This is a genomic window from Pseudomonas sp. GCEP-101 (assembly GCF_025133575.1).
Lineage (GTDB): Bacteria > Pseudomonadota > Gammaproteobacteria > Pseudomonadales > Pseudomonadaceae > Pseudomonas > Pseudomonas nitroreducens_B.
In genome coordinates this window covers 3500775-3527044 of sequence record NZ_CP104011.1, presented here as the reverse complement: position 1 = coordinate 3527044, position 26270 = coordinate 3500775, and the positions used below count along the sequence as shown (strand labels likewise).

General features: G+C 65.8%; 27 protein-coding genes and 2 tRNA genes. 18 read left to right on the top strand and 11 right to left on the bottom strand.

Annotated features, from left to right (window positions below; all coding sequences use genetic code 11):
• Together N0B71_RS16255 and N0B71_RS16250 are read left to right on the top strand one after the other, a co-directional pair.
• Nucleotides 1-813, top strand: coding sequence for an MlaA family lipoprotein (locus N0B71_RS16255; RefSeq protein ID WP_259753602.1), 813 nt, complete (start codon nucleotides 1-3; stop codon nucleotides 811-813).
• 140 nt (nucleotides 814-953) lie between these two features.
• Complete coding sequence (locus N0B71_RS16250; protein WP_259753600.1) at nucleotides 954-1814, top strand: pirin family protein; 861 nt, start codon at nucleotides 954-956, stop codon at nucleotides 1812-1814.
• A 77-nt stretch (nucleotides 1815-1891) separates the two neighbouring features.
• Here the strand turns inward: N0B71_RS16250 and N0B71_RS16245 are convergent, their stop codons facing one another.
• Nucleotides 1892-3073 (bottom strand): patatin-like phospholipase family protein, encoded by a 1182-nt coding sequence (locus N0B71_RS16245; RefSeq protein ID WP_259759589.1) that lies wholly within the window; start codon nucleotides 3071-3073, stop codon nucleotides 1892-1894.
• A 61-nt stretch (nucleotides 3074-3134) separates the two neighbouring features.
• Entirely contained in the window at nucleotides 3135-4067 is a 933-nt protein-coding gene (locus tag N0B71_RS16240) for a lipid A biosynthesis lauroyl acyltransferase (protein ID WP_259753597.1), read from the bottom strand.
• A 144-nt stretch (nucleotides 4068-4211) separates the two neighbouring features.
• On the opposite strand from N0B71_RS16240, the gene minC reads away from it, so the two are divergent.
• From minC to N0B71_RS16210, 6 genes are all read left to right on the top strand, one after another.
• On the top strand, nucleotides 4212-5159 hold the full coding sequence (gene minC / locus N0B71_RS16235) for a septum site-determining protein MinC (protein ID WP_259753596.1): 948 nt from the start codon (nucleotides 4212-4214) through the stop codon (nucleotides 5157-5159).
• Between the two features lie 61 nt (nucleotides 5160-5220).
• Nucleotides 5221-6036 carry a septum site-determining protein MinD gene (minD, locus tag N0B71_RS16230; RefSeq protein ID WP_259753594.1) on the top strand — a complete coding sequence of 272 codons (816 nt, stop codon included), beginning with the start codon at nucleotides 5221-5223 and terminating at the stop codon, nucleotides 6034-6036.
• Nucleotides 6033-6287 carry a cell division topological specificity factor MinE gene (minE, locus tag N0B71_RS16225; protein WP_017522035.1) on the top strand — a complete coding sequence of 85 codons (255 nt, stop codon included), beginning with the start codon at nucleotides 6033-6035 and terminating at the stop codon, nucleotides 6285-6287. Before minD ends, minE begins: the two co-directional genes overlap by 4 nt.
• 75 nt (nucleotides 6288-6362) lie before the next feature.
• Entirely contained in the window at nucleotides 6363-6998 is a 636-nt protein-coding gene (locus tag N0B71_RS16220) for an RluA family pseudouridine synthase (protein WP_152221710.1), read from the top strand.
• Between the two features lie 551 nt (nucleotides 6999-7549).
• Nucleotides 7550-8839, top strand: a complete 1290-nt coding sequence (locus N0B71_RS16215; protein WP_259753587.1) for a M18 family aminopeptidase — start codon at nucleotides 7550-7552, stop codon at nucleotides 8837-8839.
• A gap of 61 nt (nucleotides 8840-8900) precedes the next feature.
• Nucleotides 8901-9302 (top strand): GFA family protein, encoded by a 402-nt coding sequence (locus N0B71_RS16210; RefSeq protein WP_259753585.1) that lies wholly within the window; start codon nucleotides 8901-8903, stop codon nucleotides 9300-9302.
• A gap of 293 nt (nucleotides 9303-9595) precedes the next feature.
• Here the strand turns inward: N0B71_RS16210 and N0B71_RS16205 are convergent, their stop codons facing one another.
• A complete protein-coding gene (locus tag N0B71_RS16205; protein WP_259753583.1) occupies nucleotides 9596-10312 on the bottom strand; it encodes a UTRA domain-containing protein in 717 nt (238 codons plus the stop codon).
• Nucleotides 10313-10638: 326 nt separating this feature from the next.
• On the opposite strand from N0B71_RS16205, the gene N0B71_RS16200 reads away from it, so the two are divergent.
• The 6 genes from N0B71_RS16200 (at nucleotide 10639) to N0B71_RS16175 (ending at nucleotide 16086) form a co-directional block, all read left to right on the top strand.
• On the top strand, nucleotides 10639-11697 hold the full coding sequence (locus N0B71_RS16200; protein ID WP_259753581.1) for an ABC transporter substrate-binding protein: 1059 nt from the start codon (nucleotides 10639-10641) through the stop codon (nucleotides 11695-11697).
• A 57-nt stretch (nucleotides 11698-11754) separates the two neighbouring features.
• Entirely contained in the window at nucleotides 11755-12564 is an 810-nt protein-coding gene (locus N0B71_RS16195) for an alkaline phosphatase family protein (protein WP_259753579.1), read from the top strand.
• Nucleotides 12561-13400 carry an ABC transporter permease gene (locus tag N0B71_RS16190; protein WP_259753577.1) on the top strand — a complete coding sequence of 280 codons (840 nt, stop codon included), beginning with the start codon at nucleotides 12561-12563 and terminating at the stop codon, nucleotides 13398-13400. The genes N0B71_RS16195 and N0B71_RS16190 overlap by 4 nt, the downstream gene beginning before the upstream one ends.
• 255 nt (nucleotides 13401-13655) lie before the next feature.
• Complete coding sequence (locus N0B71_RS16185; protein WP_259753575.1) at nucleotides 13656-14441, top strand: ABC transporter permease; 786 nt, start codon at nucleotides 13656-13658, stop codon at nucleotides 14439-14441.
• Nucleotides 14438-15433, top strand: coding sequence for an ABC transporter ATP-binding protein (locus tag N0B71_RS16180; RefSeq protein WP_259753573.1), 996 nt, complete (start codon nucleotides 14438-14440; stop codon nucleotides 15431-15433). Before N0B71_RS16185 ends, N0B71_RS16180 begins: the two co-directional genes overlap by 4 nt.
• Nucleotides 15433-16086 (top strand): HAD family hydrolase, encoded by a 654-nt coding sequence (locus tag N0B71_RS16175; protein WP_259753572.1) that lies wholly within the window; start codon nucleotides 15433-15435, stop codon nucleotides 16084-16086. Before N0B71_RS16180 ends, N0B71_RS16175 begins: the two co-directional genes overlap by 1 nt.
• Nucleotides 16087-16164: 78 nt before the next feature.
• Here N0B71_RS16175 and N0B71_RS16170 read toward each other — a convergent pair whose 3' ends face one another.
• Nucleotides 16165-17127, bottom strand: coding sequence for an NAD(P)H-quinone oxidoreductase (locus N0B71_RS16170; protein WP_259753570.1), 963 nt, complete (start codon nucleotides 17125-17127; stop codon nucleotides 16165-16167).
• A 138-nt stretch (nucleotides 17128-17265) separates the two neighbouring features.
• Between N0B71_RS16170 and N0B71_RS16165 the strand changes: the two genes are divergently transcribed.
• Both N0B71_RS16165 and N0B71_RS16160 read left to right on the top strand, forming a co-directional pair.
• Nucleotides 17266-19344 carry a carboxy terminal-processing peptidase gene (locus N0B71_RS16165; RefSeq protein ID WP_259753568.1) on the top strand — a complete coding sequence of 693 codons (2079 nt, stop codon included), beginning with the start codon at nucleotides 17266-17268 and terminating at the stop codon, nucleotides 19342-19344.
• 89 nt (nucleotides 19345-19433) lie between these two features.
• Nucleotides 19434-21182, top strand: coding sequence for a bifunctional diguanylate cyclase/phosphodiesterase (locus tag N0B71_RS16160; RefSeq protein WP_259753566.1), 1749 nt, complete (start codon nucleotides 19434-19436; stop codon nucleotides 21180-21182).
• Between the two features lies 1 nt (nucleotide 21183).
• Here N0B71_RS16160 and N0B71_RS16155 read toward each other — a convergent pair whose 3' ends face one another.
• The 3 genes from N0B71_RS16155 to N0B71_RS16145 all read right to left on the bottom strand — a co-directional run bounded on the left by N0B71_RS16155 (nucleotide 21184) and on the right by N0B71_RS16145 (nucleotide 22350).
• Nucleotides 21184-21600, bottom strand: a complete 417-nt coding sequence (locus tag N0B71_RS16155; protein ID WP_259759587.1) for a sel1 repeat family protein — start codon at nucleotides 21598-21600, stop codon at nucleotides 21184-21186.
• A 70-nt stretch (nucleotides 21601-21670) separates the two neighbouring features.
• Nucleotides 21671-22036 carry a hypothetical protein gene (locus tag N0B71_RS16150; protein WP_259753565.1) on the bottom strand — a complete coding sequence of 122 codons (366 nt, stop codon included), beginning with the start codon at nucleotides 22034-22036 and terminating at the stop codon, nucleotides 21671-21673.
• Nucleotides 22033-22350 carry a helix-turn-helix domain-containing protein gene (locus tag N0B71_RS16145; protein WP_259753563.1) on the bottom strand — a complete coding sequence of 106 codons (318 nt, stop codon included), beginning with the start codon at nucleotides 22348-22350 and terminating at the stop codon, nucleotides 22033-22035. The genes N0B71_RS16150 and N0B71_RS16145 overlap by 4 nt, the downstream gene beginning before the upstream one ends.
• 72 nt (nucleotides 22351-22422) lie before the next feature.
• Here N0B71_RS16145 and N0B71_RS16140 point away from each other — a divergent pair, with 72 nt between their 5' ends.
• Complete coding sequence (locus N0B71_RS16140; RefSeq protein ID WP_442964614.1) at nucleotides 22423-23193, top strand: substrate-binding periplasmic protein; 771 nt, start codon at nucleotides 22423-22425, stop codon at nucleotides 23191-23193.
• Here N0B71_RS16140 and N0B71_RS16135 read toward each other — a convergent pair.
• The 4 genes from N0B71_RS16135 to N0B71_RS16120 form a co-directional block, all read right to left on the bottom strand.
• Entirely contained in the window at nucleotides 23181-23606 is a 426-nt protein-coding gene (locus tag N0B71_RS16135; protein ID WP_259753560.1) for a YkvA family protein, read from the bottom strand. The genes N0B71_RS16140 and N0B71_RS16135 overlap by 13 nt on opposite strands.
• A 374-nt stretch (nucleotides 23607-23980) precedes the next feature.
• On the bottom strand, nucleotides 23981-24727 hold the full coding sequence (locus N0B71_RS16130) for an FKBP-type peptidyl-prolyl cis-trans isomerase (protein WP_259753559.1): 747 nt from the start codon (nucleotides 24725-24727) through the stop codon (nucleotides 23981-23983).
• Between the two features lie 257 nt (nucleotides 24728-24984).
• Nucleotides 24985-25061: transfer RNA gene (locus N0B71_RS16125), tRNA-Asp, on the bottom strand.
• Nucleotides 25062-25074: 13 nt separating this feature from the next.
• Nucleotides 25075-25150 (bottom strand) — tRNA-Val (locus tag N0B71_RS16120).
• Nucleotides 25151-25327: 177 nt separating this feature from the next.
• On the opposite strand from N0B71_RS16120, the gene rdgC reads away from it, so the two are divergent.
• Nucleotides 25328-26248 carry a recombination-associated protein RdgC gene (gene rdgC / locus N0B71_RS16115; RefSeq protein WP_259753557.1) on the top strand — a complete coding sequence of 307 codons (921 nt, stop codon included), beginning with the start codon at nucleotides 25328-25330 and terminating at the stop codon, nucleotides 26246-26248.
• The last annotated feature ends 22 nt before the right edge of the window (nucleotides 26249-26270 follow it).

Below are 26270 nucleotides of genomic sequence, written 5' to 3'. Positions count from 1 at the left end.
ATGCCATCACGCCACTCCTGGACCCTCGCCCTGCTGCTGGCCTGCGGCTTCGCCCAGGCCGAGACGCCGCAGCCGGTCAGCACGCCGACCACCACCGCCTTCGACATGGCGCCGGACGACGACGGCTTCAAGCACCCGCTGGACGCCCTGAAGTTCAACCCCGGCCTCGACCAGCGCGAGTTCGAGCGCGCCACCTTCGACGCGCTCAACGTCTACGACCCCTGGGAGTCGTGGAACCGCCGCATCTACCACTTCAACTACCGCTTCGACGAGTGGGTATTCCTGCCCGTGGTGCACGGCTACGAATACGTCACCCCGCGCTTCGTGCGCACCGGCGTGAGCAACTTCTTCAGCAACCTGGGCGAAGTGCCGACGCTGCTCAACAGCGTCGCCCAGCTCAAGCCCGAGCGCGCGGCCAACAGCACCGCGCGGCTACTGTTCAACACCATCATCGGCATCGGCGGCCTGTGGGACCCGGCCACCGCCATGGGCCTGCCCAAGCTCAGCGAAGACTTCGGCCAGACCCTGGGCTACTGGGGCGTGCCCGAAGGCCCGTACGTGATGCTGCCGATCCTCGGCCCCTCCAACCTGCGCGACACCGGCGGCCTGGTCACCGACTTCATCGCCGCCCGCGAGGTCAATTACCTTAACTACTCCGAGCTGAGCCGCGAGTACTGGGAACTGCCGGTGCTGGAGATCATCGACAAGCGCTACAGCAACGGCTTCCGCTACGGCCAGATGAACACGCCCTTCGAGTACGAGAAGCTGCGCTACTTCTACACCGAAGCCCGGCGCCTGCAAATCCAGGAGTGACACGGCACCGCCGCCCTCGGGCGGCGGTTTTCTTCGCGACCAACAATCGAATCCATCGATAGTTAAACTGAAAAACTCGCAACCATTTATCCATCCAATGGGACTAGGATGATCTCCATTCACAGATCAAGGAGGTCCCCATGACCCGCTTACGTACCGTGATCGACCAGCACATCGGCCACCCGGCCTCCGACGGCGCCGGCGTGCGCCTGACCCGTGTGATCGGCGGCCCGGGCATCGAACGCTTCGACCCGTTCCTGATGCTCGACCAGTTCGACACGCAGAACCCTGACGACTACATCGCCGGCTTCCCCGCGCACCCGCACCGCGGCTTCGAGACCGTAACCTACATGCTCGAGGGGCGCATGCGCCACGAGGACCACCTGGGCAACACCGGCCTGCTCAAACCCGGCGGCGTGCAGTGGATGACCGCAGCCCACGGCATCATCCACAGCGAGATGCCCGAGCAGGTGGAAGGCGCCATGCGCGGTTTCCAGCTGTGGCTGAACCTCCCGGCCAAGGACAAGCTGGCCCCGGCCGGCTACCGCGACATCGAGCCCGAAGACGTGCCGCGGGTGACCACCGCGCAGGGCGTCGGCGTGACCGTGATCGCCGGGCGCTTCGACGACGGCGAGACCGCCATCGATGGCGCCGTGCAGCGGCCGGGCACCGAGCCGCACTACTACGACCTGGTGCTGCCGGCAGGCGCCGCCGTGGCGCCGCGCATTCCGGCGGGCCATCGGGTCATGCTGTACGTCTACGAAGGCTCGCTGCAGGTGCCGGGCGAGCGTGGCGACGACACCGTGGCCACCAACCGCCTGGTGCGCCTGGGCCAGGGCGATGAGATCCGCCTGTCCAGCGACCAGGGCGCGCGCGTCCTGCTGCTGGCCGGCAAGCCGCTGAACGAGCCGATCGTGCAGTACGGCCCGTTCGTGATGAACAGCCGCGAGGAAATCGAACAGGCCCTGCGCGATTACCGCGACGGTGTATTCGCCGTCTGAAGCCTCGCCGGCCTTCTGTAGGAGCGGGCCATGCCCGCGATCAGCGGACAAGGTCCGCTGTTACAGACCTCTGCGGTTTACAGCGACCAATCCTCCATCCCCAGGAAGCGCGCGATCTCCGCGCGCTTTTCCATGGCATCGCGGTAGCCCAGCTCGATCAGCGCGTTGCAGTACCCCGGTTCGAACAACAGGTAGCTGAGCACCCCTGCCCCGCTCGCCTTGGTCGCGCCCGGCCCGCGCAGGAACAGGCGCAGCGCGCGCGGCAGCTCGTGGCGATACTGCGCGGCGATCTCGTCCAGCGGCCGGCTCGGCGAAATCAGCAGGACATCCACCGGCGCCAGTCCCAGCGTCGCGCGGCGCGCCTCTTCGGGCACCAGCGAGCTGAGGAAATTGATGCGGTGCAAGAGTTCGATATCACCCTCGAGGCTGTCGATGAAGGTGCTGTTGAGCAGGTGGATGCCCACCTGCGCCAGGCTCGGCGGCTGGCCCGTGCGGTAGTTGGCCACCTGCTCGTTGGCGCTGCCCACCGTGGGGTTGCCGCTGACGCCGATCACCAGCACGCGGTTGGCCCCCAGGTGCAGCGCCGGGCTGATCGGCGCCTGCTGGCGCACCGCCCCGTCGCCGAAATACTCGCGGAAAATCTTCACCGGGCGGAACAGCAACGGGATCGCCGAACTGGCCAGCAGGTGCTCGATCTGCAGCCGCGTCGGAACGCCGATGCGCCGATGACGCAGCCAGGGATCGATGGTCGCGCGGCCCTGGTAGAAGGTCACCGCCTGTCCGGATTCGTAGCCGAACGCGGTGACCGCCACCGCCCGCAGATTGCGCCGACGCACGGCCGCGGCGATGCCGGAGAGGTCCAGTTCCCGCTCGAGGAGGTAGCGCAGCGGCGTGCTGTCGAGCAGCGCCACCGGCTCGCGCTTGCCCAGCCCCAGCAGACTGTGGCCAAGAAACCTGAAGGCCTGGCTGAACACGCCGGGCCAGTCGGCGCGGTACACCTGGCCGGTGCGAAAGCCCTTCCAGACCTTGGTCAGGCGCTCCACCGCGGCGGTGAAGGACAGCGCCCCGCAGGCCAGCCCGACGGCGTTGATGGCGCCGGCGGAGGTGCCGACAATCACCGGGAAGGGATTCTCCGCGCCCTCCGGCAACAGCTCGGCAATGGCGGCCAGTACACCGACCTGGTAGGCCGCCCGCGCGCCGCCACCGGAGAGGATCAGGCCGGTGACAGCCGGCGATTCGTGGGGAGTGGCAGGGGCAATGGCGGAGTCGGTCACGGCACAGATCCTTGTCGCGTCGTTTCCAGCGTAGCCCGCCGGAGCGTCACTTCTTCTTGGCGTAGAGCTTCGGCTCGCCCTCGGGGCGGCTCTTGAAGCGCCGGTGCGCCCAGAGGTATTGCTCGGGCTGGCGGCGAATCTCGCTTTCAACCCACTGGTTGATGCGAATGCAGTCGGCCTCTTCGCTCTCGCCGGGGAAGTCTTCCAGCGGCGGATGGATGGTCAGGCGATAGCCCGAGCCATCGGCCAGGCGCGACTGGGTGAACGGCAGCACCAGCGCGCGGCCCAGGCGCGCGAACTTGGTGGTGGCGGTGACGGTGGCGGCCTGGATGCCGAACAGCGGTACGAACAGGCTCTGCTTGGCGCCGTAGTCCTGGTCCGGCGCGTACCAGATGGCGCGGCCGGCGCGCAGCACCTTGAGCATCGCGCGCACATCTTCGCGCTCGATGGCGGTGGCGTCGGCATTGTGCCGCTCGCGGCCGGTGCGCTGGACGAAATCGAACAGCGGGTTGTCGTGCTCGCGGTACATGCCGTCGATGGTCTGCACCTGGCCCAGCAGCGCCGCGCCGATTTCCAGCGTGGTGAAGTGCGCGGCCATGAGGATCACGCCCTTGCCCTCGGCCTCGGCCTTCTTCAGGTGCTCCAGGCCCTCGATGTGGGCGAGCCTGGCCAGCCGCGCCCTGGGCCACCACCAGCTCATGGCCATCTCGAAGAAGGCGATACCGGTGGAGGCGAAGTTTTCCTTGAGCAGACGCTTGCGCTCGCCGGCAGACAGCTCCGGGAAGCACAGCTCCAGGTTGCGCGCGGCAATCGCCCGGCGGCTGCCGACTACGCGGTACATCACCGCTCCCAGCGCGCGGCCCAGGCCCAGCAACGCCGAGTACGGCAGTTGCACCACCAGCCAGAGCACGCCAAGGCCGAGCCAGAGCGGCCAGTGGCGGGGATGGAGGAATTCTCGGCGAAAGGTGGGGCGGTCCATGGAACTTTCCGGTGACGATCAAAGCCCGACATTCTACCTTGCCGACACGTCCTGCGCCGCAAGCGTTGCCTAGCACTCGGCCACGCTTGCGGCTGCCGGGGCGGTCCGCTATAAGTCCACCCATTTTGACGACGCAGTCCGACCATGAGCCAAGCTGACCTTCTCGACCACGATCCCGTATTCCAGCTCAAGGGCAGCATGCTGGCCGTCACCGTCCTGGAACTGGCCCACAATGACCTGCCGCGCCTGGATCGCCAGCTCGCCGACAAGGTTGCCCAGGCGCCCAACTTCTTCCGCGACACACCGCTGGTGCTGGCGCTGGACAAGCTCCCCGACGGCGAAGGCCAGCTCGACCTGCAGGGCGTGCTGGACATCTGCCGCCGTCACGGCCTGCGCACCCTGGCCATTCGCGCCAGCCGCGAGGAAGACATCCGCCTGGCGACCATGTTCGATATCCCGGTGCTGCCGCCGTCCGGCTCCTCCCGCGAGCGCGTGGTCGAGGCCAGGGATGCCGTGCCGCAGGTGACCGGCGCCGCGCCGGTTCGTCGCCCACGGGGCGAGAAGCTCGCGGAAAAGGTGGTCGAGCAGGCCGCCGACGCGGGCGCACAGGCCCAGGCGCCCGCCGCCAGGCCCTCCGACAACGCCCAGGAAGCCAAAGCCGAGAAACCGGCTGCATCGGTCGAGGAAAAGTCTGCCGACGCGGCGGAAACCGCGCCGGAGGCTGCGGTTGAAAAGCCGGCCGAGCCGCCGGCACCGGTGGTCCGACCGACCAAGCTGGTGACCAGCCCGGTGCGTGGCGGCGTGCAGATCTACGCCGCCGGCGGCGACCTGATCGTGCTCGCCCCTGTCAGCCCGGGTGCGGAACTTCTCGCCGACGGCAATATCCATGTGTACGGTCCGATGCGCGGCCGCGCCCTGGCAGGCGTCAAGGGCGATACCAGCGCACGTATTTTCTGCCAGCAACTGGCCGCCGAACTGGTGTCCATCGCTGGTAATTACAAGGTCGCCGAAGACCTTCGACGCAGTCCGCAATGGGGGCAGGCGGTGCACGTCAGCCTGTCGGGTGACGTGTTGAACATCACCCGCCTTTAACGGATACTGCCGCGACTTTCAGGGACCAGAATTCTTCGTTTTTTCTTTGGGGTGAATCACCTTGGCCAAGATCCTCGTAGTCACTTCCGGTAAGGGTGGCGTCGGTAAAACCACCACCAGCGCAGCCATCGGCACCGGCCTGGCCCTGCGCGGCCACAAGACCGTCATCGTCGACTTCGACGTGGGCCTGCGTAACCTCGACCTGATCATGGGCTGCGAACGCCGCGTGGTGTACGACTTCGTCAACGTCATCAACGGCGAAGCGACCCTGACCCAGGCCCTGATCAAGGACAAGCGCCTCGAAAACCTGTTCGTGCTGGCCGCCAGCCAGACCCGCGACAAGGACGCCCTGACCCAGGAAGGCGTCGGCAAGGTCATCGAAGAACTCAAGCAGTCCTTCGACTACGTGATCTGCGACTCCCCGGCCGGCATCGAGAAAGGTGCCCACCTGGCCATGTACTACGCCGACGAGGCGATTGTCGTGACCAACCCGGAAGTCTCCTCGGTTCGCGACTCCGACCGCATGCTCGGCCTGCTGGCGAGCAAATCCGCCCGCGCCGAGAAAGGCGAGGAAGCGATCAAGGAGCACCTGCTGCTGACCCGCTACAACCCCGAGCGCGTCACCAAGGGCGAAATGCTCGGCGTCGAGGACGTCGAGGAAATCCTGGCCATCCGTCTGCTCGGCGTGATCCCGGAATCCCAGGCGGTGCTCAAGGCATCCAACCAGGGCGTACCGGTCATCCTCGACGAAGAAAGCGATGCCGGCCAGGCGTACAGCGACGCCGTCGAGCGGCTGCTGGGCAAAGACATGCCCCACCGCTTCCTCGACGTGCAGAAGAAAGGATTCCTGCAACGACTGTTCGGAGGACGTGAATGAGCCTTTTAGATTTCTTCCGCAGCCGGAAGTCGCAATCCAGCGCCTCTATCGCGAAAGAAAGACTCCAGATCATCGTCGCCCATGAGCGCGGCAACCGTTCGCAACCGGACTACCTCCCGCAGCTGCAGAAAGACCTGCTGGAAGTGATCCGCAAATACGTGCCCATCGACCAGGAACAAGTCCAGGTCGAGCTGGCCAACCAGGGCAGCTGTTCGATCCTGGAACTCAACATCACCCTGCCGGAGCGTTGATCCGGCTTGGGTGAACCTGCGGCGGCCTCGGCCGCCGCAGTCATTTCTGTCCTTTTTATTCGCCTACGAGCTTCCATGCCGCTTTCCCAGATCGAATTCGTCCACGAGGACGCCGCCCTCTTGGTGGTGAACAAGCCCACCCTGCTGCTCTCGGTGCCCGGCCGCGCGGACGACAACAAGGACTGCCTGATCACCCGCCTGCAGGAAAACGGCTATCCGGAAGCGCGCATCGTCCACCGCCTGGACTGGGAAACCTCCGGCCTGATCGTGCTGGCCCGCGATGCCGACAGCCACCGCGAGCTGTCCCGCCAGTTCCACGACCGCGAGACCGAGAAGGCCTACACCGCGCTGTGCTGGGGCGAACCCGAGCTGGACAGCGGGCGAATCGAAGCGCCGCTGCGCTATGACCCACCGACCAAGCCGCGCCACGTGGTGGACTTCGAGCAGGGCCGCCATGCGCTGACCTTCTGGCGGGTGATGGAGCGCCACGGCAACTGGAGCCGCGTCGAGCTCACGCCGATCACCGGCCGCTCCCACCAGTTGCGCGTGCACATGCTGAGCATCGGTCACCCGCTGCTGGGCGACCGCCTGTACGCCGAAGGCGAAGCCCTCACCCTGCGCGACCGCCTGTGCCTGCACGCCAGCATGCTGGCCCTGACCCACCCGCAGACCGGCGAGCGCCTGCGCTTCGAATCGCCCGCGCCGTTCTGACGGCTTCGGCTGTTGCCGGAGCGACTGCCTTCCTTCTGGCAGGTTTGTGCCGACGCTTCCCCCTCACCCCAGCCCTCTCCCGGAGGGAGAGGGAGCAGTCTGACGGCTTCGGCTGTTGCCGGAGCGACTGTCTTCCTTCTGGCAGGTTTGTGCCGACGCTTTCCCCTCACCCCAGCCCTCTCCCGGAGGGAGAGGGAGCAGATTGTGCCGGCGGACGCTGTAGTTTCATCCTGCACCGAACAGTCCCCTCTCCCTCCGGGAGAGGGTTAGGGTGAGGGCAGCCCCGAGCGCTGGAGCGTCACTGTATGAGCGGACGCTGTCCGCGATGCTTAGCCGGCCAGCTCGGAGCAGCCGGAACTGATCACGGACGAAGTCCGCTCCTACGGGCGCCTCACTTTCCGGCGGCCCTGTAGGAGCGAGCTTGCTCGCGAACGTGACTGACGCCGGAGCTCGGGTGGGTTCGCGAGCATGCTCGCTCCTACGAAGAGCCCCAGGCCGCAGAATCGTGCATTTACGTTAAACTTCCGGCCATTCGCTGTCCGGAGTTACCCATGCGTACAGAACTCAACCAGGGCCTGATCGATTTCCTCGCGGCCTCCCCCACCCCGTTCCACGCCACCCAGGCCCTCGCCCGGCGCCTCGAAGAGGCCGGCTACCAGCGCCTGGACGAGCGCGACGCCTGGCGCACCGAGGCCGGCGGCCGCTACTACGTCACCCGCAACGACTCCTCGCTGATCGCCTTCAAGCTCGGCACCGCGCCGCTGCTGGAGAACGGTCTGCGCCTGGTCGGCGCGCATACCGACAGCCCCTGCCTGCGCGTCAAGCCGAACCCCGAACTGGTGCGCAACGGCTACTGGCAACTGGGTGTCGAGGTCTATGGCGGTGCGCTGTTCGCGCCCTGGTTCGACCGCGACCTGTCCCTCGCCGGCCGCGTCACCTTCCGCCTGGCCGGCAAGGTCGAGAGCAAGCTGATCGACTTCAGGACGCCCATCGCGGTGATCCCCAACCTGGCGATCCACCTCAACCGCGAAGCGAACATGGGCTGGTCGATCAATGCGCAGACCGAACTGCCGCCGATCCTCGCCCAGGTCGCCGCCGGCGAGACCCGCGACTTCCGCGACCTGCTCGGCGAACAGCTGCAGCTGGAGCACGGCATCACCGCCGACGCCATCCTCGACTATGAGCTGAGCTTCTACGACACCCAGCGCGCCGCCGTGATCGGGCTCGACCAGGCCTTCATCGCCGGCGCCCGCCTGGACAACCTGCTGTCCTGCTTCGCCGGCCTGCAAGCGCTGCTGGGCAGCAGTGACGAGCAGAGCGGTCTGCTGGTCTGCACCGACCACGAAGAAGTGGGTTCCTGCTCCGCCTGCGGCGCCGACGGCCCGTTCCTCGAGCAAGTGCTGCGCCGCCTGCTGCCCGAGGGCGACGCCTTCACCCGCACCGTACAGCGCTCGCTGTTGGTGTCCGCCGACAACGCCCATGGCGTGCACCCCAACTACGCCGACAAGCACGACGGCAACCACGGCCCGAAGCTCAACGGCGGCCCGGTGATCAAGATCAACAGCAACCAGCGCTACGCCACCAACAGCGAGACCGCCGGGTTCTTCCGCCACCTGTGCCTGGAGAACGAAGTGCCGGTGCAGAGCTTCGTGACCCGCAGCGACATGGGTTGCGGCTCCACCATCGGCCCGATTACCGCCAGCCAGATCGGCGTGCGCACCGTGGACATCGGCTTGCCGACCTTCGCCATGCACTCCATCCGCGAACTGGCCGGCAGCCAGGACCTGCACTACCTGGCCAAGGTCCTCAGCGCCTTCTACGACAGCGCCGACCTGCCCTGACCCGAACGCCCGGCACCCGCCGGGCGTTTTGTTTCTGGAGAGTCCACGAGGAGAGCCAGCCATGCCAATCACCGGAAGCTGCCTGTGCGGCGACATCGGCTATGAGATCGACGGCCTGGACATGCCCATCGGCCATTGCCACTGCCGCACCTGCCAGAAAGCCCACTCGGCAGCCTTCGCCAGCACCGCCGGGGTAGTGCGCGAACACTTCCGCTGGACCCGCGGCGAGGACAAGGTGGCGGCGTACGAATCGTCGCCCGGCAAGCTGCGCAAGTTCTGCCCGCGCTGCGGGACGCAACTGATCGCCGAGCGCGCCGGCCAGCTCCACGTCATCGTCCGCGTGGCCAGCCTGGACGACGACCCGGGCGCGCGCCCGATGCGGCATATCTGGGTGTCCCATGATCGGCCGTGGCTGGCGCAGGACGGGATTCCGGCTTATCCGGAGTGGAACCCGGATCGCTGACGGCAGCTGCTTTTCGTAGGAGCGAGCTTGCTCGCGAATCGTGAAGCGTCGGAGTTGCCTGATACACCCTCTCCCTAACCCTCTCCCTGAAGGGAGAGGGGACTGTCTTGAACGTGCGGAAAGTTGAGAGCTCGCCGGTTGACTCAAAAGCATCAAGGCACACCGATCTACTCCCTCTCCCTTCGGAGCGGGGCGCGCAGCCAGGGCTGGGGAGAGGGGGCAAACCGGCAGTGACGTCGTTGGGCGGTTCGCGAGCAAGCTCGCTCCTACACGTCTGGTTCAGCGCCAGAGGGTCAATCCGGCACTTCCACGCTTACGTGAATGGCATCGTGCCGCCAGAACTCCAGGTCGCAGTCGATGATGCGCCCGTGCTGGTCGCCGTTGATGCGGGTGATGCGCAGCGCCGGGCTGCCCTCGGCGACGCGCAGCACGCTGGCCGCCTCGCCGTGCAGGGCGGTGGGCACCATGTCGAAGCGTACGCGGCCGTAACGGATGTCGTAGCGGCTGGCGTACAGCTCGGTCAGCGAACAGGTCAGGTCACTGTCGAGAATGCCCGGGAAGTACGCCGGGTTCAGGTAGTGCTCGACATAGAGCACCAACCGTCCATCCACCCGGCGCACGCGGCGGATCTGGTAGACGCTGGACAGCGCCGGCAACTCCAGCAGTTCGCAGATCGCCGCGCTGGCGGGCACCTGGCGGGCCGAGAGGACTTCGGTTGCCGGCAGCCGGCCCTGCCCTTCCACCATGGCGTGGAAGTGGCTGCGCACCAGCGGGTTGTACAACAGGCGCGGCGGCGAGACGAACCAGCCGCGGCGTTCCTCGCGATAGATCAGCCCCTGCGCCTCCAGCTGCCCCAGCGCCTCGCGCAGGGTGATCCGCGTGGTGTCGAACAGCTCGCTCAGCTTGCGTTCGGCCGGCAGCTTGCCGCCGGCGCTGAGCAGGCCGCTGTCGATCTGTTCGATCAGGGCGCGGCAGATCGCCGTCACCGTGGGTAGCGCCGTATCGCGCATTCGTTTCCCTCTTTTGGACTAGTCCAGCCCCAGAACAGGGCATTTCCTTCCCCAGCCGGGGCACGTTCATCCTAGGAAAACCCGATGACCGTCCCGTGACAATGCCTTTTCAAGCAGCCGCCATGCCAGTTAACGACACCAGCGTAGCCCAGGCGAATCGCGGTATTGGCGATGGTCTACGCTTTTCCCCGACGACTCGCTGGCAGCGCGCGGCCGGGTCAGCGCGCCAGCGGCTTACATCAAACTGTCATCCGCCTTGCTTAGATTGGCCTGCGTCTTGCTGATCTAGACCACGTTTGAAAACACCAAAACCGAAGGAGCACCGAATGAAACGCTTGCTTGCTTCACTGCTGGGATCGGCCATTGCCCTGGGCAGTGGCCTCGCCATGGCGGCCAACGCCGATCTGCAATCGCTGGAAGCCGCCGCCCGCAAGGAGGGCCAGGTCAACAGCGTGGGCATGCCCGATAGCTGGGCGAATTGGAAAGACACCTGGAAGGACCTGGAAAGCAAGTACGGCCTGAAGCACATGGACACCGACATGAGCTCGGCCCAGGAACTGGCCAAGTTCAAGGCCGAGAAGGAAAACGCCAGCGCCGACATCGGCGACGTCGGCGCCGCCTTCGGCCCCATCGCCATCCAGATGGACGTCAGCCAGCCCTACAAGCCCAGCACCTGGGACCAGGTGCCGGAGTGGGCCAAGGACAAGGACGGCCACTGGGCGCTGGCCTACACCGGCACCATCGCCTTCATCGTCAACAAGCAACTGGTGAAGGACGTGCCGCACAGCTGGGCCGACCTGCTCAAGGGCAAGTACAAGGTCACCATCGGTGACGTCAGCGCCGCGGCGCAGGCGGTCAACGGCGTGCTGGCCGCCAGCATCGCCAACGGCGGCGACGAGAAGAACATCAAGCCGGGCCTGGAGTTCTTCGCCCAGCTCGCCAAGCAGGGCCGCCTGTCGCTGACCAACCCGGTGATCAACACCCTGGAGAAGGGTGAAGTGGAAGTCGGCATCGTCTGGGACTTCAACGGCCTGAGCTACCGCGACCAGATCGACCCGTCGCGCTTCGAAGTGCTGATCCCCTCCGACGGTTCGGTGATCTCCGGCTACACCACCATCATCAACAAGTACGCGAAGAACCCGAACGCCGCGAAGCTGGCGCGCGAGTACATCTTCAGCGACGCCGGGCAGATCAACCTGGCCAAGGGCAACGCCCGGCCGATCCGCGCCGAGCACCTGACCCTGCCGGCGGACGTGAAGGCCAAGCTGCTGCCCAACGAGCAGTACGCCAAGGCCCAGCCGATCAAGGACGCCAAGGCCTGGGAAGAAACCTCCAAGCGTCTGCCGCGCCTGTGGCAGGAAAACGTCATCATCAACATGCAATGACGCCCAGCCGCCCCGGTTCGCGCCGGGGCGGCCGCGTTTCGACGAAGGCCCCGCCCCATGCGCCACGACGTCATCCTGGTTGTCCTCGACGGCCTCAACTACAGCGTCGCCCACGATTGCATGGGCCACCTGCAGGCCCTGTGCAACGCCGGCCGCGGCCAGCTGTACCGGCTCGAATGCGAGCTGCCCTCGCTGTCGCGCCCGCTGTATGAATGCATCCTCACCGGTGTGCGCCCCATCGACAGCGGCATCCTGCACAACGATGTGTCGCGCCTGTCCAACCAGCGCAGCCTGTTCCACTACGCCCGCGACGCCGGCCTGACCACTGCCGCCACGGCCTACCACTGGGTCAGCGAGCTGTACAACCGCACGCCCTTCGACCCGGCGCGCGACCGGCATACCGACGACCAATCCCTGCCGATCCAGCACGGCCACTTCTACTGGACCGACCATTACCCCGACTCGCACCTGTTCACCGACGCCGAGTCGCTGCGCCGCCGGCATGCGCCCAACTGCCTGCTGGTGCACCCGATGAACATCGACGACGCCGGCCACAAGCACGGCCTGGGTACGCCACAGTATCGCAACAGCGCGCGGCACGTGGACATCATCCTTTCCGAATACCTGCACCAGTGGCTGGCTGCCGGCTATCAGGTGATGGTCACCGCCGACCACGGCATGAACGACGACCGCAGCCACGGCGGCATCCTTGCCGAGGAGCGCGAAGTGCCGCTGTTCGTCTTCGGCGAGGCGTTCAGCCTCGATGACCAGGCGCGCCCACGCCAGGTCGAACTCTGCGGCACGCTGTGCGAGATCCTCGGCGCCGCCCACGACAAACCGGTCTGCCGGGAGTTGCTCAAGGCATGAGATCGAACACCGGAAAACTCTTCGCCCTGCTCTGCCTGCTGCCCTTCGCGCTGTTCTTCTTCGCCTTCCAGCTCGCACCGCTGCTGTGGGTGATGATCAACAGCGTGCGCACGGGCGACGGCTGGGGCCTGGCCAACTTCGGCGAGATCTTCGGCTCGCCGTTCTACCGGCAGGCGATCCGCTACAGCCTGGAAATCTCGGTGTGGTCGAGCCTGATCGGGCTGTTCGTCGCCATCCTCGGCAGCTACTCGCTGCGCCAGGTGGACAGCAAGCTGCGCGACTTCGTGATGGCCTTCGCCAACATGACCAGCAACTTCGCCGGGGTGCCGCTGGCCTTCGCCTTCATCATCATCCTGGGCTTCAACGGCGCGATCACGCTGCTGCTGAAACAGGCGGGGATCATCGAGGACTTCAACCTCTACTCGAAGACCGGCCTGATCATCCTCTACACCTACTTCCAGATTCCCCTGGGGGTGATGCTGCTCTACCCGGCCTTCGACGCCCTGCGCGAGGACTGGCGCGAATCCGCCGCTCTCCTGGGCGCCAGCCACTGGGCGTTCTGGCGGTACATCGGCATCCCGGTGCTGACGCCGGCCCTGCTGGGCACCTTCGTCATCCTGCTGGCCAACGCGCTGGGCGCCTACGCCACGGTCTACTCGCTGACCACCGGCAACTTCAACGTGGTGCCGATCCGCATCGCCGGGCTGGTCTCTGGCGACGTGTTCCTCGACCCGAACCTGGCCAGTGCGCTGGCGATGGTGCTGGTCGGCCTGATGAGCATCATTACCCTGGCCCACCAGTGGCTGCTGCGCCGGAGCTACCATGTCGCGAAATAGGATCTGCCATCAGTCATTTCCTCTGATTGCGTTGCCGCCAGAAAGTGGCCCAGGCAAGGCGCAGCCTGCCGCCAATGGCATTCCCTTGGCAAAGGCTGCAACGCGGCATGGGCCGCTTTCTGGCGCAACCCGAAGGGACGGGCCAGCTATTGCGCAGTGCAGCGTTGCTCGTCGCTCATTTGGAATGACCAAACCACCCTCCTCGCGTCTCGCCCTGCGCAATAACTGGCTCCGTCGCAACAGAGGAAATGACTGATGGCAGACCCACGTTCGCTGTACCACCGCGTGGTGGTCTACGCGCTGTTCCTCATCCTGCTGGTGCCGCTGGCCGCCACCCTGCTCTACTCGCTGGCCACCTCGTGGAGCGCCAGCGTATTGCCGGACGGCCTGACCCTGAAGTGGTTCCTGACCCTGTGGAGCGACCCGCGCTTCCTCGTCGCCTTCGGCCAGTCGCTGCTGGTGTGCTTCGGCGCGCTGATCCTCAGCGTGGTGCTGGTGCTGCCGCTGATGTTCGTCATCCACTACTACTTCCCGCGCCTGGACGCGCTGATGAACGTGCTGATCCTGCTGCCCTTCGCGGTGCCGCCAGTGGTGTCGTCGGTGGGCCTGCTGCAGCTCTATGCCTCGGGCCCGGTGCCCATCGTGGGCACGCCGTGGATCCTGATCGGCTGCTACTTCACCATCGCCCTGCCGTTCATGTACCGGGCGATCAGCAACAACCTGCAGGCGATCAACCTGCACGACCTGATGGACGCCGCCCACCTGCTCGGCGCCAGCACCTGGCAGGCCGCCCTGCTGGTGGTGCTGCCGAACCTGCGCAAGGGCCTGATGGTGGCGCTGTTCCTGTCCTTCAGCTTCCTCATTGGCGAGTTCGTCTTCGCCAACCTGCTGGTGGGCACCCGCTACGAAACGCTGCAGGTGTTCCTCAACAACATGCGCAACAGCAGCGGCCACTACACCAGCGCGGTGGTGGTTTCCTACTTCCTCTTCGTCCTGCTGCTCACCTGGGCGGCGAACCGTTTAAGCAAGGACAAGGCATGAGCTTCCTCAGCGTCGAGACACTGAACAAGAGCTACGGCACCACCACGGTGTTCCAGGACATCGATTTCGCCGCCGAGCGCGGCGAGTTCGTCACCCTGCTCGGCCCCAGCGGCTGCGGCAAGTCCACCCTGCTGCGCTGCATCGCCGGCCTCACCGCGGTGGACAGCGGGCGCATCCTGCTCGATGGCGAGGACATCGTGCCCAAGAGCCCGCAGAAGCGCGGCATCGCCATGGTGTTCCAGAGCTACGCGCTGTTCCCCAACATGACCGTGGAGCAGAACGTCGCCTTCGGCCTGCGCATGCAGAAGGTACCGGCGGCGGAGTCGGCCCAGCGCGTGCGCGAGGCCCTGGAGATGGTCGAGCTCGGCCCGTTGGCCGCGCGCTACCCGCACCAGCTTTCCGGCGGCCAGTGCCAGCGCGTCGCCCTGGCCCGTTCGCTGGTCACCCGCCCCCGCCTGCTGCTGCTCGACGAGCCGCTGTCGGCGCTGGACGCGCGCATCCGCAAGCACCTGCGCGAGCAGATCCGCCGCATCCAGCAGGAATTGAAACTGACCACGGTGTTCGTCACCCATGACCAGGAAGAAGCGTTGACGCTGTCCGACCGCATCGTGCTGATGAACGCCGGGCGCATCGTCCAGAGCGGCGACGCCGAAACCCTCTACACCGCGCCGGAGAACGCCTTCGCCGCCGGCTTCATCGGCAACTACAACCTGCTCGATGCCGCCCAGGCCACCAGGCTGCTGGACCGGCCGTTCCGCCAGCAGGTGGCGATCCGCCCCGAATCCCTGCGCCTGAGCGTGGAGCCGGGCGAAGGCATCCCGGTTCGGGTACTCTCCCACAGCCTGCTGGGCAACGTGATCCGCTACCGGGTCGACGCCAATGGCGTCGAGCTGACCGTGGACGTCCTCAACCGCAGCGCCGAGCGCCTCTACCCGGCCGGCACCCAGCTCGGCCTGCAAATCGATAGTGAAAGCATTCGGGAGGTGGCCTGATGGCCCTGGTGATATTCGACCTCGACGACACCCTGATCGACGGCGATTGCGCGAGCCTGTGGAGCCAGCGCATGGCCGATCTGGGCTGGGTGGACGCGGAGTCGTTCCTCAAGCGCGACGCCGAACTGATGGCGCTGTACGCGCAGGGCAAGCTGCCCATGGAGGATTACATGGCCTTCACCCTGGAGCCGATGGCCGGGCGCAGCGTGGAGGAAATCGAGCGCGAAGTGGGCACCTTCGTCGAGGACGTGATCGAACCGCTGATCCACAGCGACGCCTGCGCCACCCTCGCCCGCCATCGCGAGGGCGGCGACCGCCCGCTGGTGATCTCCGCCTCCGGCGTGCACCTGGTGCAACCGATCGCCGAACGCATCGGCATCGACGAGGTACTGGCCATTGACCTGGAGGTGGTGAACGGCCACTACACCGGTCGCACCGTCGGCGTGCTCACCTACCGCGAAGGCAAGGTGCTGCGCCTGCTCGACCTGCTCGAAGGCGACGACAGCCAACTGGCCGAGGCGCACTTCTACTCCGACTCGCGCAACGACCTGCCGCTGCTCAAGCTGGTGGGCAAGCCGCACGTGGTGAACGCTGACCCGGTGCTGCTGGAACACGCGCAGAAGATGGGCTGGGACGTCCTCAACTGGAAGTGACGTCGCGCAATGGAAAAGGGCCGCGGAAGCGGCCCTTTTCATCTGCGGTTCTGCAGGCGCGAGCTGGCTCGCCGAGCCTCAGCTCAGGCTCTCGTCGATCAGCACCACCACCTTGCCCTGTACCTGGTTGCTCGCCAGGGCATCGAAGGCGCTCTGTGCATCCCGGATCGGGAAGGTGCGCTCCAGCTGCGGGCTGAGCTGGCCGGATTCGAACAGCGGCCAGACCTTCTGCCCCAGCTCGGCGATCAGTCGCGCCTTGTAGTCGGCATCGCGCGAGCGCAGGGTGGAGCCGATCAGCTGGATACGCTTGCCCAGCAGCAGGGCGAGGTCCAGCTCGGCCTTGCGACCACCCATCAGCCCGATAACCACCCATCGTCCGTCGCGGCCGAGGATTTCCAGGTCCAGCTGGGCGTAATTCGCGCCCACCGGATCAAGGATGACGTCGAACGGGGCAAAATCCCGCAGCGATTCCAGGCTCTCGCCGCGCAGCGCGCCGCCTTCGGCCCCCAGCGCTTCACAGTAGGCCAGGCGGTCGGCGGACCCGACGCTGACCCAGCACGGGCTGCCGAACGCCTTGCACAGCTGGATGCCGGCGGAACCCACACCGCTGGCGCCCGCGTGCAGCAACACCTTCTCGCCCGGTTGCAGCGCGCCGAGCATGAACAGGTTCAGCCAGGCCGTGGCGTACACCTCCGGCAGCGCGGCGGCTTCGGCCAGGCTCAGGCCCGCGGGCACCGGCAGCGCATGGCGTTCGTCCACCACCACCTGCTCGGCCATGCCGCCGCCGGCCAGCAGCGCACACACGCGGTCGCCCACCTGCCAGGTGCTGCCGGCGCCGACTTCGGTCACCACGCCGGCGCATTCCAGGCCGATGACGTCGCTCGCCCCCGGCGGCGGCGGATAATGGCCGGCCACCTGCAGCAGGTCGGCGCGGTTGAGCCCGGCCGCCGCGACCTGGATGCGGATCTGCCCCTGCGCACAAGTCGGATTGGCGCGCTCAGCCCATTCCACTCGCCCTTCGATACCTTGCAATGCGTTCACGCTGCCTCCATAGTGACTTCGCAGGGCCCGCTCCGTATGGTCGGGCCCTTTTTCTGCGCCGAATTCACCTGCGATTGAACCCGGCGCCGCCAATTACGGCCTAATATGCGTCATAACTCCGCGATCAGTCGAATCAGCATGAAGCGATTTTTGCCCCGTACCGCCCTGTTGTTCATCCTCGGCGCAACCGCCCTTTCCTCGTTCGCAGCGACCACCAGCCCGAACGTCTGGGACGGCCTGCAACCAGACCGGGATCAGGTGATCGCCAGCCTCAACATCGTTGAGCTGCTCAAGCGCCATCACTACAACAAGCCGCCGCTGAACGACGAGCGCTCGGCAAAAATCTACGACAGCTACCTCAAGACCCTCGATCCGGCGCGCATGTACTTCACCGCCGCCGACATCGACCAGTTCGCGCCCTGGCGCACCCAGTTCGACGACTTCCTCAAGAGCGGCGAGCTGGAGCCCGGCTTCACCATCTACAAGCGTCACCTCGATCGCCTTAAGGAGCGCCTGGACTTCGCCCTGGCAACCCTGAACAAGGGCGTCGACAAGATGGACTTCACCACCGACGAAACGCTGGAAATCGACCGCGAGAAGTCGCCCTGGGCGAAGGACAGCGCCGCGCTGGATGAGCTGTGGCGCAAGAAGGTGAAGGACGAGGTCCTGCGCCTGAAGATCGCCGGCAAGGACAACAAGGCCATCCAGGAACAGCTGACCAAGCGCTACAAGAACCAGCTGATGCGCCTGGAGCAGACCCGCAGCGAAGACATCTTCCAGGCCTACATCAACGCCTTCGCGCAGACCTACGACCCGCACACCCAGTACCTGTCGCCGGACAGCGCGGAAAACTTCGACATCAACATGAGCCTCTCGCTGGAAGGCATCGGCGCCGTGCTGCAGAGCGACAACGACTACGTCAAGGTCGTGCGCCTGGTACCGGCCGGCCCCGCTGAGAAGAGCAAGCAGATCGCCACCTCCGACAAGATCATCGGCGTCGCCCAGGGCAAGGGCGAGATGGTCGACGTGGTCGGCTGGCGCCTGGATGAAGTGGTCAAGCTGATCCGCGGCCCGAAAGGCTCGCAGGTCCGCCTGGAGGTGATCCCCTCGACCAACGCGCCGAACGACCAGACCAGCAAGATCGTCACCATCACCCGCGAGGCGGTGAAGCTGGAAGACCAGGCGGCGAAGAAGTCGGAAATCACCATCGACCACGAAGGCAAGAACTACAAGCTGGGCATCATCGACGTGCCGGCGTTCTACCTCGACTTCAAGGCCTACCGCGCCGGCGATCCGGACTACAAGTCCACCACCCGCGACGTGAAGAAGCTGATCGGCGAACTGCAGAAGGACAAGGTCGACGGCATCGTCATCGACCTGCGCAACAACGGCGGCGGCTCGCTGCAGGAAGCCACCGAGCTGACCGGCCTGTTCATCGACCAGGGCCCGACCGTGCTGGTGCGCAACAGCGACGGCCGCGTCGACGTGCTCAACGATGACGAAGGCAAGGCCTACTACACCGGCCCGATGACCGTGCTGGTCAACCGCCTGTCCGCCTCGGCGTCGGAGATCTTCGCCGGCGCCATGCAGGACTACCATCGCGCGCTCATCGTCGGTGGCCAGACTTTCGGCAAGGGCACCGTGCAGACCATCCAGCCGCTGAACCATGGCGAGCTGAAGCTGACCCTGGCCAAGTTCTACCGCGTCTCCGGCCAGAGCACCCAGCACCAGGGCGTGATCCCGGACATCAGCTACCCGTCCATCGTCGACGACAAGGAAATCGGCGAAAGCGCCCTGCCCGACTCGATGCCGTGGGACACCATCAAGCCCGCGCTGAAGGCTCAGGCCGATCCGTTCAAGCCGTTCCTCGACCAGCTGCGCACCCGTCACGATGCGCGCACCGAGCACAACGCGGACTTCGTCTACGCCCGCGAGCGCCTCGCCCTGGCCCAGGAGCTGATGAAGGAAAAGACCGTCAGCCTCAACGAAGCCAAGCGTCGCGCCCAGCAGACCAGCATCGAGAACCGTCAACTGGCCATGGAGAACGCCCTGCGCAAATCCAAGGGCCAGGAACCGCTCAAGGAGCTGAAGAAGGAAGACGAGAACGCCCTGCCGGAAGAGGACAAGACCAAGCCGCAGGACGACGCCTACCTCACCGAATCCGGGCATATCCTGATCGATTACCTGAATCTGGATTCTCAGGTGGCCAAACACTGATCGGGTGACATCAAACAGTCATGACACTGTCGTGAAATGCACAGGGCCGGGAAACCGGCCCTTTGCTTTTCCAGCCACCGAGAACCGTCATGACCGTCACCGAGCAGTTGAGCGCGCTGGACCAGATCCTCGCTCACGGCGACCTGCACTGCCTGTTCCAGCCCATCCTGTCGCTGTCGGAACGGCGCCTGGTGGGCTACGAGGCCCTTACACGCGGCCCGTCCAACGGCCCGCTGCACTCTCCGCTGACGCTGTTCAGCATCGCCCGCAGCAGCGGTCGTCTGAGCCAGCTGGAGCTGCTTTGCCGGCGCAAGGCCTGCGCGCGTTTCCGCGACCTGAAGCTGGCGGGCAAGCTGTTCCTCAACGTCTCGCCGGAGTCGCTGCTGGAACCGACCCACCAGCCCGGCCGCACGCTTCAACTGCTGCAGACCTTCGGCATCTCGCCCAGCGACGTGGTGATCGAGCTGACCGAGCAGACGCCCATCGAGGATTTCACCCTGCTCGACACGGCGCTGCACCACTACCGCGCCATGGGCTTCTCCATCGCCCTCGATGACCTGGGCGCCGGCTATTCCAGCCTGCGCCTGTGGTCCGAACTGCGCCCGGACTATGTGAAGATCGACCGCCATTTCATCGAAGGCATCCACCTGGATGCGGTGAAGCGCGAGTTCGTCGGCTCGATCCTGAAGATGGCCCACGCCTCCCGCGCCCAGGTGATCGCCGAAGGCATCGAGATTGCCGAAGAACTGGCGGTGCTCTCGGAAATGGGCGTGGACCTGGTGCAGGGCTACCTGCTCGGCCGCCCCAACGAATCCCCTCCGCGCGATGCCCGCGCCCTGCTCCCGGAAGTCGACAGCGCCGGCGCCCTGCTCGCCGAGGACCAGTCGGACCTCGAACCCCTACTGCTGGAGCAGCCGGCGGTGCGCGACAGCACGCCCATCGGCGACGTGCTGGAAGCCTTCCGCGCCCAGGCCAACCTGAACTCCCTGGCGGTGCTGAACCGCGACGAACAGCCGGTGGGCATCGTCCATCGCCATGCGCTGTCGGATGCCCTGCTCAAGCCCTTCGCACCGGAGCTGTATGCGCGCAAGCCGATCAGCCGGCTGATGAGCGAGGACTTTCTCGCGGTGGAGCGCAGCCAGTCGCTGCAGCAGGTCAGCCGCCTGCTCACCAGCCGCGCGCGGCAACGCATCGAGGAGGACTTCATCATCACCCTGAACGGCCGCTACCTCGGCCTGGGCCGGGTGATCGACGTGCTCAAGCTGATCACCGAACTGAAGATCCGCCAGGCCCGCCACGCCAACCCGCTGACCCTGCTGCCGGGCAACGTGCCGATCCAGCAGTGTCTGTCGCGCCTGCTGCAACAGGGCCGCGAAGCCGTGGTGTGCTACGTCGACATCGACAGCTTCAAGCCCTTCAACGACCTCTATGGCTACGCCCGTGGCGATGAAGTGCTGCTCTGCCTGGCGCAGTGCCTGGGCGAGCGCGTGGACCCGACGCGGGACTTCGTCGGCCACATCGGCGGCGACGATTTCATGCTGGTGCTGGGCACGCAGGACTGGCGCGAACGGCTCAATCACCTGCTGGAGGATTTCCAGGGCCAGTGCCGGCGCTTCTACAACCGCGAGCATCTGGACGCAGGCTGCTTCGTCGCGCACAACCGCCAGGGCCGGCGCGAGGAATATCCGCTGCTGTCATTGTCGATCGGCGTGGTGCACGTGAAGAGCGGCGCTGGGCAGCGGCTGGATGCCAGCCAACTCGCGGGGCTGGCGTCGGAGGCCAAGCGACACGCGAAGAACATGCCCGGCTACAGCCTGCACATCCTCACCGCCGAGTGAGTCAGAGGCCCAGCTGGCGGGCGCGCGCCTCGTAGCGCTCGGCCTGGCCCTCATCAGGCACCAGACCAGGGCCCCCGCTGCGGTACAGTTCGCCGAGCTTGCGCGCCGCCAGCGGGTGGCCCGCCTCGGCGGCCTGCGCCCAATAGCGCGCGGCTTCCTGCGCATCGCCGGCGTGACGGGTGTCGCCCTTGAGTGATTGCACGCCCACCTGGTAGGCGGCCTTGTCATCGCCGGCCGCCGCCGCAAGGCGCAACAGCCGCAGGCCCTCCTCGCGGGCGCCAAAACCCTGCCCGCGAAACAGCAGCAGATGCCCATAGAAGCTCTGTGCGCCAACATCGCCCAGCGCGGCCATGCGCGCGAACTGGCCCTGCATCCAGGCCCAGGCGCGCGGCTGGCGAACCATCCAGGGCCAGCCCATGAGGCGCCGCGCCACGGCGTAGCTCAACCGCGCGCGCAGGCGCCAGAACAGCTCGCGGGGCGTTGCCACCTCAGGGCTCCTCGGGGTACTCGAACTCGAATACGCGCACCACTTCAGCCGCATGCCAGCCGGCGGCGGCGGGGCCATCCGGTGCGCCGGAGAATCGGCCGAGGCGCTCGACGTATTCGAAGAAGCCGGTGCGCGGCAGGCGGCTGGCGCCCTGGCTGATCACCAGCGAGCTGCGCAGCGGACGGCCGGCCCGCGCATCCAGCGCCGCCAGATGTTCCAGTGCGGCGGTCAGCACGGTCATCGCCGGGGTCGGCAGTTGCAGGCGCTCGATCAGCGCCCGGTAGGTGAGCAGATGGCGTTGGCGGCGGGCATCTTCCAGCTCGCCGAGCAGGCCTTCCCAATGCTTGCGACTGATCTGCACGCTCAAGAAGCCGACTCCCCAGTGCCCAGGGCACGACGCAGGCCATGCTGGATGGCGTCGCTGGCTTCGCGCTCGCCGTTCTCGATCTGCCCCAGGTAGGACGGGCTGATGCCCACCGCCCGCGCCAGCGTCTCGATGGACAGGCCGCGGGCTTCGCGCAGTGTTTTCCAGTCCGGCTTCTCGTCGAATGCCGGGGCGGCAACCGGCTTGACGACCTGGGCGACACCGCGGCCGGCGGCGGCCAGGAGGGCCTGGTAGTCGGCCCAGGGAACCACGGCGTACTCCGCTTCGCCGTCACGCATGATGACTTGAACGTTCATGACAACACTCCTTGCAGGCGGCCATCTTAACAGCCTGATGCGCGCCTGTGCCGGCTATACTGCGCAGCGCCCATGCCACCAGACCAGGGGACCGACTTGCAGCGTTTCCTTCCGTTCTGCCTTTGCCTGGCCAGCGCCCTGTGTGGCGCCGAGGAACTTCGCTGGGGCTATTCGCCAAGCAATGGCATGCCCTACGCGGAAAGTATCGACCATGAATTGGCACCTGGCTTCATCCGCGACCTGGGCGAAACCGTCGGACAGCGTCTGGGGCTCGAGGTTCGCTTCGTGGAAATGCCGGACAAGCGCGCCGAAACGGCACTCGCCCAGGGCACTATCCACCTGCTGTGCATCAACAACCCGCAGTGGATGAAGGCGCCGGAAAAACTGCATTGGTCGCCCAGCCTGTTCGAAGAAGAGGACGCACTGGCCCAGCGGGTGGACGCGCCCCCTATGGAAGACCTCGCCCGGCTGCACGACGTCCGCATCGGCACCAGCCTTGGCTACGTCTACCCTGCCCCGCTGATGCAGGCCTTTGCCGAAGGCCGGGCGAAGCGCGTGGATGTGCGTGACCTGGATACCCGCCTGCACATGCTCGAAGCCGGTCGCCTGGAGGCGCTGATCGATATGCGTCGGCCGCTGGAATTTCTCCTCGCCCAGCATCACGACCTGCCGGTGGCGATCAGCCGCAGCAACGTGCAGCGCTATTCCATCTACTGCTCGTATGGCCCGGCGTTGCCGATACCTGCCGAACGCCTGGATGCCGTGCTGCAGGCCCTGGTGGAGGACGGCTCCATCCAGCGCCTGCTGGGCGAGCAGAGCGCGCGGCTGCGTCAGAGGCGCTGAATGGCCTCCGGCGGCGGCAACTGTTTCAGGGCTTCGCGGGTTTCCACCCCCTGCGCATCGCGCCAGACCTTGAACGCATCGATTTCCGACTGCCAGCGGCGCACGACCCAGGCGAGCACCGCCAGGTCATCGAGGAAGCCGACACCCAGCAGCCAGTCCGGAATCAGGTCCACCGGCGACAGGAAGTACAGCAAGGCCGCCACCACGGATACCAGCGCCTGGGAACTGATGCCGCGGTAATCGCCACGCACCCAGGCCACCAGCAATTCCTGCAGCAGCTTCAGATCGGTCTTCGCCAGCTTCACCCGGCCACTCTTGCGCGCCACGGCGAACAGCAGCGCAGGCACCCGGCCGCCGGCGATAAACCGGCTGGCCAGCTTCAGGAAACGATCGAATCCCGGAGGCTTTTTCATCGACTCACCTCGATAGGAAAATTCGCACAGGGCAGGTTCAGGTTATCCACCTTTCCTGTGGATAACTCTGTTGAAAGCCACCCACGATATCGCCCAAACGCCCGCGCCATGAGGGTTGCAGACAGATCGGCGATTTTTTGTTCACCCCTGTAAATGCGTTAAAAATCATGCAGTTGCGGCTATGCGAAGGGCCCGGCAATGTCAAGGGGAGGCGATTGTTTCAACTGCGTCAAATATGTGCATAAGGGTAACACCGGGCCAAAGGTTACTCCCTTTCAGACCCGACGGTCAGCGCGCCGTTCCAGAGCGCTTGGCGCAGAAACGAAAACGCCCCGTGGATCACGGGGCGCTCTCACTGGTACGAAGGTACTCAGTTATTTCTTGGGCGCTTCTGCCGCCGGGGCCGGAGCGTCGGCCTCAGGCTGGTTCGGGTCCTTGATGGCCAGCAGCTCCAGGTCGAATACCAGGACGGAGTTGGCCGGAATGGTCGGGCTCGGGCTCTGGGCGCCGTAGGCCAGCTCGCTCGGGATGTACAGCTTGATCTTCTCGCCGACGTGCATCAGTTGCAGGGCTTCGACCCAACCCGGGATCACGCCGCCAACCGGCAGGTCGATCGGGCTGCCACGCTGGATGGAGCTGTCGAAGACCGTACCATCGACCAGCTTGCCTTCGTAGTGAACGGTGACTACGTCGGTGGCCTTGGGCTGCGGGCCGTCGGCTTTCTTCACGACTTCGTACTGCAGGCCGGACTTGGTGGTGACCACGCCGTCACGCTTGCCGTTTTCCGCGAGGAATTTCTTGCCGGCTTCCAGGGCCTCGGCATTCTTCTTGGCAACCTGCTCTTCAGCGCGCTTCTGCAGGGCGGTGAAGGCCTCGGTCAGCTCTTCGTCGGTCAGCTTCTGCTTCTGCTTGCCAACGGCATCCTCGATGCCCAGGGCGACGGCTTTCGAATCCAGGTCACTCATGCCTTCCTGGGCGAGGCTCTTGCCCATGTTCAGGCCGATGCCATAGGAGGCTTTCTGCGCAGGCGTCTTGAGTTCCACTTCGGCGGCCTGTTTGTCGCAGCCCGCGAGAACCAGGCCGACCAGCGCGATCGCTGCCGCCAACCGATGTTGTTTCATGCTGAATCCTTGTCTTTGCGCCGTCATGGCTGAAGTGATGAAGCCGCGAGCTTATCAGGCGCTCGTGGCCAGTGGCTATGGGCAATAGGAACCACGGCTGGGAGAGAAGTTCCCACACCAAACTTATAAGAAAATTAACAGGATAAGTCTGACGGCCAGCCCGCATTCGCCGACTCAGGCTCGGCAGATTTTTAAGGGAAAAATCGCAGGCAAAGAAAAAGCCCCCAGGTATTGCTACCTGAGGGCTCTTTGAAATGTGGCGCAGCGGACGGGACTCGAACCCGCGACCCCCGGCGTGACAGGCCGGTATTCTAACCGACTGAACTACCGCTGCGTCGGACCTCGAGTGGTGGGTGATGACGGGATCGAACCGCCGACCCTCTGCTTGTAAGGCAGATGCTCTCCCGGCTGAGCTAATCACCCTTCGTCTCGAAGTGGGGCGCATTCTACGGAGGACATTTGAACCTGGCAAGCCCCCGGATGAAAAAAATTTTCAGATGTTCCAAAGGCTTAGAGGACGAGAGCGAATGACGAAACGGGGTTGGCCTGAACCGCGCCGAACGGAATAATGGGTCCTTTGTGTCCAGGAGTTAGCCCCTCATGTGGTTCCGCAACCTGCTCGTATACCGCCTCACCCAGGATCTGCAGATCGACGCCGATGCCCTGGAGAAGGCCCTGGCCAGCAAGCCGGCGCGCGCCTGCGCCAGCCAGGAACTGACCACCTACGGTTTCTCCGCGCCGTTCGGCAAGGGCCCGGACGCTCCGCTGGTGCATGCCAGCGAAGGCTTCTTCCTGGTCAGCGCGCGCAAGGAAGAGCGCATTCTTCCCGGCAGCGTGGTGCGCGATGCGCTGAAAGAGAAAGTCGACGAGATCGAAGCGGCGCAGATGCGCAAGGTCTATAAGAAGGAACGTGATCAGCTCAAGGACGAGATCGTCCAGACCCTGCTGCCGCGCGCCTTCATCCGCCGCTCGGTGACCTTCGCCGCCATCGCGCCGAGCCTCGGCCTGATCCTGGTCGACACCTCCAGTGCGAAGAAGGCCGAAGACCTGCTCTCCACCCTGCGCGAGGCGCTGGGTTCGCTGCCGGTGCGACCGCTGACCGTGAAGACCGCGCCGACCGCCACCCTGACCGACTGGGTGAAGACCCAGGAAGCCGCCGGCGACTTCTTCGTGCTCGACGAGTGCGAACTGCGCGACACCCACGAAGACGGCGGCGTGGTGCGCTGCAAACGCCAGGACCTGACCAGCGAGGAAATCCAGCTGCACCTGACCTCCGGCAAGCTGGTCACCCAGCTGTCCCTGGCCTGGTCGGACAAGCTGTCCTTCGTCCTCGACGACAAGGTGGCGATCAAGCGCCTGCGCTTCGAAGACATGCTGCAGGAGAAGGCGGAGCAGGACGGCGGCGAAGATGCGCTCGGCCAGCTCGACGCCAGCTTCACGCTGATGATGCTGACCTTCGCCGAGTTCATCCCGGCGCTGATCGAAGCGCTCGGCGGCGAGGCGATGCCCGAAGGCATCTGATGCCCCGTCAGGCGCCGCGCCC

Bases quoted from the DNA above. Each gene is read 5' to 3' on its own strand.
- N0B71_RS16250 (WP_259753600.1), top strand. From the start codon at position 954: ATGACCCGCTTACGTACCGTGATCGACCAGCACATCGGCCACCCGGCC.
- N0B71_RS16215 (WP_259753587.1), top strand. From the start codon at position 7,550: ATGCGTACAGAACTCAACCAGGGCCTGATCGATTTCCTCGCGGCCTCC.
- N0B71_RS16210 (WP_259753585.1), top strand. From the start codon at position 8,901: ATGCCAATCACCGGAAGCTGCCTGTGCGGCGACATCGGCTATGAGATC.
- N0B71_RS16165 (WP_259753568.1), top strand. From the start codon at position 17,266: ATGAAGCGATTTTTGCCCCGTACCGCCCTGTTGTTCATCCTCGGCGCA.
- N0B71_RS16190 (WP_259753577.1), top strand. From the start codon at position 12,561: ATGAGATCGAACACCGGAAAACTCTTCGCCCTGCTCTGCCTGCTGCCC.
- N0B71_RS16200 (WP_259753581.1), top strand. From the start codon at position 10,639: ATGAAACGCTTGCTTGCTTCACTGCTGGGATCGGCCATTGCCCTGGGC.
- N0B71_RS16175 (WP_259753572.1), top strand. From the start codon at position 15,433: ATGGCCCTGGTGATATTCGACCTCGACGACACCCTGATCGACGGCGAT.
- N0B71_RS16240 (WP_259753597.1), bottom strand. From the start codon at position 4,067: ATGGACCGCCCCACCTTTCGCCGAGAATTCCTCCATCCCCGCCACTGG.
- minE (WP_017522035.1), top strand. From the start codon at position 6,033: ATGAGCCTTTTAGATTTCTTCCGCAGCCGGAAGTCGCAATCCAGCGCC.
- N0B71_RS16145 (WP_259753563.1), bottom strand. From the start codon at position 22,350: ATGAACGTTCAAGTCATCATGCGTGACGGCGAAGCGGAGTACGCCGTG.
- N0B71_RS16140 (WP_442964614.1), top strand. From the start codon at position 22,423: ATGCCACCAGACCAGGGGACCGACTTGCAGCGTTTCCTTCCGTTCTGC.
- N0B71_RS16180 (WP_259753573.1), top strand. From the start codon at position 14,438: ATGAGCTTCCTCAGCGTCGAGACACTGAACAAGAGCTACGGCACCACC.
- N0B71_RS16220 (WP_152221710.1), top strand. From the start codon at position 6,363: ATGCCGCTTTCCCAGATCGAATTCGTCCACGAGGACGCCGCCCTCTTG.
- N0B71_RS16185 (WP_259753575.1), top strand. From the start codon at position 13,656: ATGGCAGACCCACGTTCGCTGTACCACCGCGTGGTGGTCTACGCGCTG.
- N0B71_RS16195 (WP_259753579.1), top strand. From the start codon at position 11,755: ATGCGCCACGACGTCATCCTGGTTGTCCTCGACGGCCTCAACTACAGC.
- rdgC (WP_259753557.1), top strand. From the start codon at position 25,328: ATGTGGTTCCGCAACCTGCTCGTATACCGCCTCACCCAGGATCTGCAG.
- N0B71_RS16160 (WP_259753566.1), top strand. From the start codon at position 19,434: ATGACCGTCACCGAGCAGTTGAGCGCGCTGGACCAGATCCTCGCTCAC.
- minC (WP_259753596.1), top strand. From the start codon at position 4,212: ATGAGCCAAGCTGACCTTCTCGACCACGATCCCGTATTCCAGCTCAAG.
- N0B71_RS16135 (WP_259753560.1), bottom strand. From the start codon at position 23,606: ATGAAAAAGCCTCCGGGATTCGATCGTTTCCTGAAGCTGGCCAGCCGG.
- N0B71_RS16255 (WP_259753602.1), top strand. From the start codon at position 1: ATGCCATCACGCCACTCCTGGACCCTCGCCCTGCTGCTGGCCTGCGGC.
- N0B71_RS16130 (WP_259753559.1), bottom strand. From the start codon at position 24,727: ATGAAACAACATCGGTTGGCGGCAGCGATCGCGCTGGTCGGCCTGGTT.
- N0B71_RS16155 (WP_259759587.1), bottom strand. From the start codon at position 21,600: ATGGGCTGGCCCTGGATGGTTCGCCAGCCGCGCGCCTGGGCCTGGATG.
- N0B71_RS16205 (WP_259753583.1), bottom strand. From the start codon at position 10,312: ATGCGCGATACGGCGCTACCCACGGTGACGGCGATCTGCCGCGCCCTG.